9 protein-coding genes are annotated in these 7,669 nt (G+C 69.0%); 4 read left to right on the top strand and 5 right to left on the bottom strand.

Features of this window, described 5'->3' with window-relative positions; translation table 11 throughout:
- Positions 1–428 precede the first annotated feature (428 nt).
- The 5 genes from ACTS11_RS11840 to ACTS11_RS11820 form a co-directional block, all read right to left on the bottom strand.
- On the bottom strand, positions 429–803 hold the full coding sequence (locus ACTS11_RS11840; RefSeq protein WP_442640518.1) for a hypothetical protein: 375 nt from the start codon (positions 801–803) through the stop codon (positions 429–431).
- Positions 804–1,122: 319 nt separating this feature from the next.
- Positions 1,123–1,572, bottom strand: a complete 450-nt coding sequence (locus ACTS11_RS11835; protein ID WP_442640517.1) for a DUF6497 family protein — start codon at positions 1,570–1,572, stop codon at positions 1,123–1,125.
- Positions 1,573–1,574: 2 nt separating this feature from the next.
- On the bottom strand, positions 1,575–1,991 hold the full coding sequence (locus ACTS11_RS11830; protein WP_442640516.1) for a RidA family protein: 417 nt from the start codon (positions 1,989–1,991) through the stop codon (positions 1,575–1,577).
- Between the two features lie 16 nt (positions 1,992–2,007).
- Positions 2,008–2,271 (bottom strand): DUF7218 family protein, encoded by a 264-nt coding sequence (locus ACTS11_RS11825; RefSeq protein WP_442640515.1) that lies wholly within the window; start codon positions 2,269–2,271, stop codon positions 2,008–2,010.
- A 90-nt stretch (positions 2,272–2,361) separates the two neighbouring features.
- Positions 2,362–3,894 carry an acyl-CoA carboxylase subunit beta gene (locus ACTS11_RS11820; protein WP_442640514.1) on the bottom strand — a complete coding sequence of 511 codons (1,533 nt, stop codon included), beginning with the start codon at positions 3,892–3,894 and terminating at the stop codon, positions 2,362–2,364.
- 221 nt (positions 3,895–4,115) lie between these two features.
- On the opposite strand from ACTS11_RS11820, the gene ACTS11_RS11815 reads away from it, so the two are divergent.
- The 4 genes from ACTS11_RS11815 to ACTS11_RS11800 all read left to right on the top strand — a co-directional run.
- On the top strand, positions 4,116–4,469 hold the full coding sequence (locus tag ACTS11_RS11815) for a DMT family protein (RefSeq protein WP_442640513.1): 354 nt from the start codon (positions 4,116–4,118) through the stop codon (positions 4,467–4,469).
- An 81-nt stretch (positions 4,470–4,550) separates the two neighbouring features.
- Entirely contained in the window at positions 4,551–5,768 is a 1,218-nt protein-coding gene (locus ACTS11_RS11810) for a multidrug effflux MFS transporter (RefSeq protein ID WP_442640512.1), read from the top strand.
- A 72-nt stretch (positions 5,769–5,840) separates the two neighbouring features.
- Positions 5,841–7,235, top strand: a complete 1,395-nt coding sequence (locus ACTS11_RS11805; RefSeq protein WP_442640511.1) for a helix-turn-helix domain-containing protein — start codon at positions 5,841–5,843, stop codon at positions 7,233–7,235.
- A 79-nt stretch (positions 7,236–7,314) separates the two neighbouring features.
- Positions 7,315–7,669: CoxG family protein (locus ACTS11_RS11800; RefSeq protein ID WP_442640510.1), on the top strand; the 355-nt coding region annotated here is incomplete at its 3' end.

The following is a 7,669-nucleotide window of genomic DNA, read 5'->3' as shown; positions in this document are numbered from 1 at the left end:
CGACGCCGCCGCCGATGAGCGCACCGGCGCCGGCGCGTTCGAGATCGGCGGTCGTGCAGGCGCCGAGGGCGACGGTCGACGCGAGGATGAGGGCGGAAAGGGTGTAGCGCGAGCGCATGTGTTTCTGACTCCAGTCGATAGGCCTTGTGGCCGGGACCGTACACCGAATGTTCCCACCCGCCTAGAGCCGCCGGCCACGCCGGCGGGGCGGCACCCGCCATCGGCAAAAAATTGCGGTCGGAACAGGATCCGTTCCGACCGCATTGAAGGGGAAGGGTAACACGTCTTGTCGGTGCCGGCCCGGAAACAGCTGGGGACTGGGGCCGACGACATCAGCATGCCACGACCGCCGCGCGACGGAAGGATCAATTCCGGCGCCCTGCCCGGCTGGGCATCAACTTGCGCAAAACGGAGAGCTGCGGGCGATTTCATGCCGACGCGTTCTCCCAGAAGCCCGAACCGTCGAAGGCCTCGGGGAAGGCCGCGCGGGCGCGCGCCTCGTCGATCTGCAGGAGCGCCTCGTAGCTCTCGGGGTCGAACGGGTCCTCCGCCGGCACCACCTCGCGCCCGAAGAGCCAGGACAGCCGCCCGGCGTCGAGATTGCCGCGCTCGAAAGGCTCGGTCCCGAAGGTGAGCCAGAGCGCCTCCATGAAGGCCGCGTCGGCGCGCCGGTCGGCGGCCTTTCGGTCGGGATAGCGCTGGCGCGCGACGAGGCGCGTGGCGCCGTCCTTGTTCGCGCGGCGGATGGTGAACTGGAAGTCCGTGCCGGGCAGGCGACCCGGGAAACCCTTGTGCTTCAGCATGGCCCGGCCCCCGGTAAGAACCGGACGGGGATCGCGCCCCGTCCGGCCAGGATGAGGGTCCTGCTCGGGCATGGATCGTTGCCATGCCTGTGGCCCGGCCTTGTGCGGGGTTGGCCCCCGCCTCTGGCCCTCCGGTGCGTGACCGGGCGCACGGGCCCGGCCACGACCCGAGGTACAGCTGCGGTTCCGCAGCCGAGGTCGATGATAGCCGAGGCCGGATGCAATCCACAGGGTTTTCCACAGAGGACGCGGCCCTGTGACTCGGAAGCCTCAGATCGCATCCTGCTTGAAGAATGGACCGCAAAATATTGTATCTGCATCACAACAGCTCCCAGATGCAGACACCGTCGCGGAGCGAATAGGCCTCGATCGACTGGGTTATCCCCGGCGCCGGTTCGCCCCTCGGGAAGGCCTCGGCCATGAGCTGGACGACGACCCGCGCGGGCGGGCGCGGCGCCGTCGACGCCTCCGACAATCCGATCCGCTCGCAGACCCAGTCCTGGTCCGCGTGATCGCCCTGCACCGGGGCCAGGTCCGGCACCACCAGCCGCAGCACGAGCCAGTCCTCCTCGGTGAAGGGCTGCGTCTCGGTCAGCACCTCGCAGAGCCGCGCCTCGCGCCCCGAGGGCAGGACATGCACCTCCTCCCGCGCGCAGGGCGACGCCGACACCTCCGGCAGCCGCAGCGCCACCACCGCCAGCACGGCCGAGCCCAGCGCCGCGAGCAGCGCCACCCAGCCGAGGGGCGAGAGCGGCAGGCTCCGGAGCATCCTCACGCCGCATCCCCGCCCTTCCCGGGCCGCCGCGCCACGCAGTCGATCTCCACCAGCGCCCCGACCGCCAGCGCGGTCACGCCGACCGTGGTGCGCGCGGGGCGCCGGTCGGGCGGGAAGAAGCCCTGGTAGGTCTCGTTGAAGGCCGCGTAGTCGCGCTCGAACTCGGTCAGGTAGGCGCGCATCTGCACGACGTGGGATAGGTCGAGGCCCACGCCCTGAAGGATCAGGCGCAGGTTCTCCATCACGCGGGCCGTCTGCGCCGCGACCCCTTGCGGCAGGGGCGCGTCCGGCGCCTCGGGGTCGGTCGGCATCTGCCCCGTGAGCAGCACCCAGCCGTCGACCTCCACCGCGTGGGAGAAGGGCGCGACGGGGCGCGGCCCGCCCGAGATCATGTGGAAGACGGGGCCGCTCATGCCGCGGCCCTCCCGCTCAGTGGTTCCGAAGGGCCTCGATCAGCTCGTCCTTCGACATGTCCGACCGGCCCTCGATCCCGATCTCCTGCGCGCGGTGATAGAGATCCTCCTTCGACCACGCCTCGTAGCTCGGGCTCTCGCCGCCCTTCTTCGAGGGCGACTGCGCGGGGTTGGCCCGCGCGTTCGCGATCCGCGCGGCCTTCTCCTTGGACATGCCGTCCTCGCGCATCGACTCGTAGGCCTCGTCGTCCTTGATCTGCGGTCCGTGATCCTTGGTCATGGGCGCCTCCTTTGCGGAGGAACGGGAAACCCTCCCCACGGGTTCCCGCGACCGAACGGCCGGATTGTGCTGTCATCGCCACGTCCCCCGTCAGAGCGGAATGTTGTCGTGCTTCTTCCAGGGCATCTTCTTGTCCTTGCGGCGCAGCGCCGCGAAGGCCCGGCAGACGCGTTTGCGGGTGGAGCGCGGCTGGATCACCTCGTCGATGAAGCCGCGCTCGGCCGCCACGAAGGGATTGGCGAAGGCGTCCTCGTAGTCCTTCGTGCGCTGCGCGATCTTCGCCGGGTCGCCGAGCTCGGAGCGGTAGAGGATCTCGACCGCGCCCTTGGCCCCCATCACCGCGATCTCCGAGGTGGGCCAGGCATAGGAGATGTCGCCGCGCAGGTGCTTGGAGGACATCACGACGTAGGCCCCGCCATAGGCCTTGCGGGTGATGACCGTGACCTTCGGCACCGTCGCCTCGCCATAGGCGAACAACAGCTTGGCGCCGTGCTTGATGACGCCGTTGTATTCCTGGCCCGTGCCGGGGAGGAAGCCCGGCACGTCCACGAAGGTCAGGATCGGGATCTCGAAGCAGTCGCAGAAGCGCACGAAGCGTGCCGCCTTGCGCGCGCTGTCGATGTCGAGAACCCCCGCGAGCACCATCGGCTGGTTCGCCACCACGCCCACCGTCTGCCCCTCGAGCCGGATGAAGCCGGTGATGATGTTCTTCGCGAAATCCTCCTGGATCTCGTAGAAATCCCCCTCGTCCGCGACTTTCAGGATCAGCTCCTTCATGTCGTAGGGCTGGTTGGGGTTGTCGGGGATCAGGGTGTCGAGGCTCTCCTCGATGCGGTCGGGGCTGTCGTAGAAGGGCCGGACGGGCGGCTTCTCGCGGTTCGACAAAGGCAGGAAGTCGACGAGCCGCCGGATCTCGGACAGCGCCTCGACGTCGTTCTCGAAGGCGCCGTCGGCGACCGAGGACTTGCGCGTGTGGGTCGAGGCGCCGCCCAGTTCCTCGGCGGTCACCACCTCGTTCGTCACGGTCTTCACCACGTCGGGGCCGGTGACGAACATGTAGGAGCTGTCCTTCACCATGAAGATGAAGTCGGTCATGGCGGGCGAATAGACCGCGCCGCCCGCGCAGGGGCCCATGATGAGGCTGATCTGCGGCACCACGCCCGAGGCCTCGATGTTACGCTGGAAGACCTCGCCATAGGCCGCGAGGGAGGAGACGCCCTCCTGGATGCGCGCGCCGCCCGAGTCGTTGATGCCGATGACTGGCGCGCCGTTCTGGATCGCCATGTCCATGATCTTGCAGATCTTCGCCGCGTGGGTCTCGGAGACCGAGCCGCCGAGCACCGTGAAGTCCTGGGAGAAGACATAGACCATGCGGCCGTTGATCGTGCCCCAGCCGGTCACGACGCCGTCGCCGCGGGGCTTGGCCTCCTGCATCCCGAAATCGGTGCAGCGATGGGTGACGAACATGTCGTATTCCTCGAAGCTCCCCTCGTCGAGGAGGAGGTCGATCCGCTCGCGCGCGGTCAGCTTGCCCTTGGCGTGCTGCGCCTCGATCCGCTTCGCGCCGCCGCCGAGCCGCGCCTCCTCGCGCTTGCGCTCGAGCTGAACGAGGATGTCCTTCATGGCTGTCCCTTCCGTTTCGGGCCCGGTCTCCCGCCGGGCGTCCTGGGCGGCACCCTATGCGCGCGGCACGTGTCGTGGCGAGTCCGAAACGGAATATTTGCAAATCACTTTGCTAGACTTATCGCAATATCGCAAATCAGCGAAGCCGCGCGCCCTGCCCCTCCTGCCCATCGGCGCGCAGCGGTATCAGGGACCGTCCGCCCCCTCCCGGAACCGCCCCCATGCCGAACCTTCCCGTCCCCGTCGTCACGATCGGCCTTCTCCTGCTGTCGAACGTCTTCATGACCTTCGCATGGTACGGCCACCTCAAGTTCAAGGCCGCGCCGCTTGTCACCGTGATCCTGATCTACTGGGGCATCGCCTTCTTCGAATACCTGTTGCAGGTCCCGGCGAACCGCATCGGGCACGGATACTTCTCGGCGGCGGAGCTGAAGACCATCCAGGAGGTCATCACGCTGAGCGTCTTCGCCGTCTTCTCGGTGCTCTACCTGCGCGAACCGCTGATGTGGAACCACCTCGTCGGCTTCGCGCTGATCGCGGCGGGGGCGTTCTTCGTCTTCCACCGCTGGTCCTGAGCATCCGTGCAGGGCGCAGTGTGCGCCCGACGCCGCCGCGTCGGTCTGGACGAGGACCGCCCGGAGGGATAGCTGAAGATCATGAACAACGCCGTTCCGGTGCGCTTTCTCGACCGCGCCACCCCGCCCCACATCTTCACGCTGATCGACCTGACGGGCCTAGGCGCCCTGTCGATGAACATCTTCCTGCCGTCGCTGCCCGCGATGACGGAGTATTTCCAGACCGACTACCGGCTGATGCAGCTGTCGGTCGCGCTCTATCTCGGGGTGAACGCGGTTCTCCAGGTGATCATCGGGCCGATCTCCGACCGCTTCGGGCGGCGGCCCGTGCTTCTGTGGGGGATCGGGCTGTTCCTCGTGGCGACGCTCGGCTGCATCCTCGCCACCACGGTCGAGGTCTTCCTCGCCTTCCGCATGATGCAGGCGGTGATCGTGGCGGGCCTCGTCCTCGGCCGCGCCGTGGTGCGCGACATGTACCCGGCCGACCAGGCGGCGAGCCAGATCGGCTATGTCACGATGGGCATGGCCGTCGTGCCGATGATCGGGCCGGCCATCGGCGGCGTGCTCGACCAGACGCTCGGCTGGCACGCGAACTTCTGGATGCTGGGCCTTCTGGGCCTTCTGGTCTTCGTGCTGACCTGGCGCGATCTCGGCGAGACGGCGGCGCGCGGCGCGACGAGCTTCCGCGAGCAGTTCCGCGAATACCCCGAGCTCTTCGCCTCGCGCCGCTTCTGGGGCTACTGCCTCGCCGCGACCTTCGCCTCGGGCGCCTTCTTCGCCTATCTCGGTGGCGCGCCCTACGTCGGCTCGGAGGTCTTCGGCCTCTCGGCGGCGGAGGTGGGCCTCTACTTCGGCGCGCCGGCGGTGGGCTACTTCTTCGGCAACTTCCTGACGGGCCGCTATTCCGTCCGGGTGGGCCTCAACGGCATGGTCCTCTGGGGCTCCATCCTGTCCTCGGCGGGCCTCGTCGTGATGCTCGGCCTCTTCCTCGCGGGGTTCAAGACGCCGGTCGTCTTCTTCGGATTCATGACCTTCGTGGGCCTCGGCAACGGCATGGTGCTGCCGAACGCGACCGCGGGCATGCTGTCCGTGCGGCCGCACCTCGCGGGCACCGCCTCGGGTCTCGGAGGCGCCATCACCATCGGCGGGGGCGCCGCCCTCTCGGCGCTGGCGGGGACGCTCCTGACGGGGGGGAACGGGGCCTATCCGCTCATCAACATCATGCTGGTGACGTCGCTCCTGGCCGTGGCTTCGACGCTCTACACGATCCGGCGGGAGCGGCGCGTCGAGGGGTTCTGACGGCGCTTCAAACGGGGGCTTCCACGGCTTTGCAATAACGGCTAGGAATTTTGCAAAGCCACGGGAGGCCAGATGCCCGTCCGCAAGCTCTATGCCGGGTCGAAGCTCCGCGAGGTGCGCACGCGCCTGGGGCTCACGCAGAAGGACTTCGCCGCCAAGCTCGGCGTGTCCCTGCCCTACCTCAACCAGATGGAGAACAACAACCGGCCGGTCTCGACCGCCGTGCTCCTCGGCCTCGCGCAGGAATTCGGCCTCGACGTGACCGAGCTCGGCTCGGGCGACACCGAGCGCCTCGTCTCCGACCTGCGCGAGGCGCTGGCCGACCCGGTCTTCGCCGACGCTCAGCCGCCGCTCTCGGACCTGCGGCTCGCGGCCTCGAACGCGCCCGCGCTCGCGCGCGCCTTCCTCGCGCTGCACCGGACCTACCGCCAGACGCACGAGCGGCTCGCCTCGCTCGACGAGGCGCTGGGGCAGGACAGCAGCGCGATGCAGAGCCCCTGGGAGGAGGTGCGCGACTTCTTCCACTATTGCGACAACTACATCGACGCCATGGACCGCGCGGCCGAGCGTTTCGCGGGACAGGCCGAGGGCGATCTCGTCGCCCATACCGAGGCCGTGCTGAACGGCATGGGCGTGACGCTGCGGAAGGCCGCGGGCGACGGCGTGCGCCACTACGACAGGGCCAGCCGGACGCTGACCCTCTCGCCCCGCGCCGCACCCGAGACGCAGCGCTTCCAGCTCCTCCATCAATACGCGCTCCTCGCGCAGGCGCCGCTGCTGGAGGCGACGCTCGACCTCGCGCGGTTCCAGACCGACACGGCGCGCGAGATCGCGCGGATCGGGATGGCCAACTACTTCGCGGGCGCGGTCCTGATGCCCTACACCCGTTTCGCCGAGGCCGCGCGCGAGACCCGCCACGACCTCGAGCGGATGTCGATCCAGTTCGGCGCCTCGATCGAGCAGATCGCGCACCGCCTCTCGACGCTGCAACGGCCGGGCGCGAAGGGCGTGCCGTTCTTCTTCGCCCGCGTGGACCAGGCGGGGACGGTGACGAAGCGGCACTCGGCCACGCGCCTGCAATTCGCGCGCTACGGCGGTGCCTGCCCGCTCTGGAACGTGCACCAGGCCTTCGAGACGCCGACACGCTTCCTGCGGCAGCTCGCCGAGACGCCGGACGGGGTGCGCTACGTGATCCTCGCGCGCGACGTGTCGAAGACCGGCGGCGCCTGGGGCACGCCGGTGCGCCGCTACGCCATCTCGCTCGGCTGCGAGGTCGCGCATGCGCCGCAGCTCGTCTATGCCGACGGGCTCGACCTCGACAGGGACGCGGCGTTCCAGCCCATCGGCATCTCCTGCCGCATCTGCGAGCGCGCCCAGTGCCACCAGCGCGCCGTTCCCCCGCTCGAGCGGCAGTTGCGCATCGATCCCGACCGGCGCGAGACCCTGCCCTACGAGATCGCGCCCTGATCCGGCGCCCCATCCCCCATTGACGGGACGCGGCCCGGGCGACTACCCCCTAGACGATGACGTCAGGGAGGACATCACCATGGAAATGCACGCGACGCGCACGATCGCCGCGGACCGCGCAGCCGTCTGGGCCGCGCTCAACGACCCCGAGGTGCTCAAGGCCTGCATTCCGGGTTGCGAGGAGCTGACCGGCTCGCCTGAGGAAGGGTTCCACGCCATCGTCAAGCAGAAGGTCGGCCCGGTGAAGGCGACCTTCGAGGGCAGCGTGACGCTGTCGGACGTGGTGCCGGAGACGAGCTACACGATCTCGGGCGAAGGCAAGGGCGGCGTCGCGGGCTTCGCCAAGGGCGGCGCGCAGGTCAGCCTGTCGGACGCCGAGGGCGGCGGCACGGACCTGCACTACGACGTGGAGGCGAAGGTGGGCGGCAAGATCG

The sequence above is a fragment of the Roseicyclus sp. genome, assembly GCF_052168335.1.
GTDB lineage: Bacteria > Pseudomonadota > Alphaproteobacteria > Rhodobacterales > Rhodobacteraceae > Roseibacterium.
This window is presented reverse-complemented; position numbering and strand designations above follow the sequence as displayed.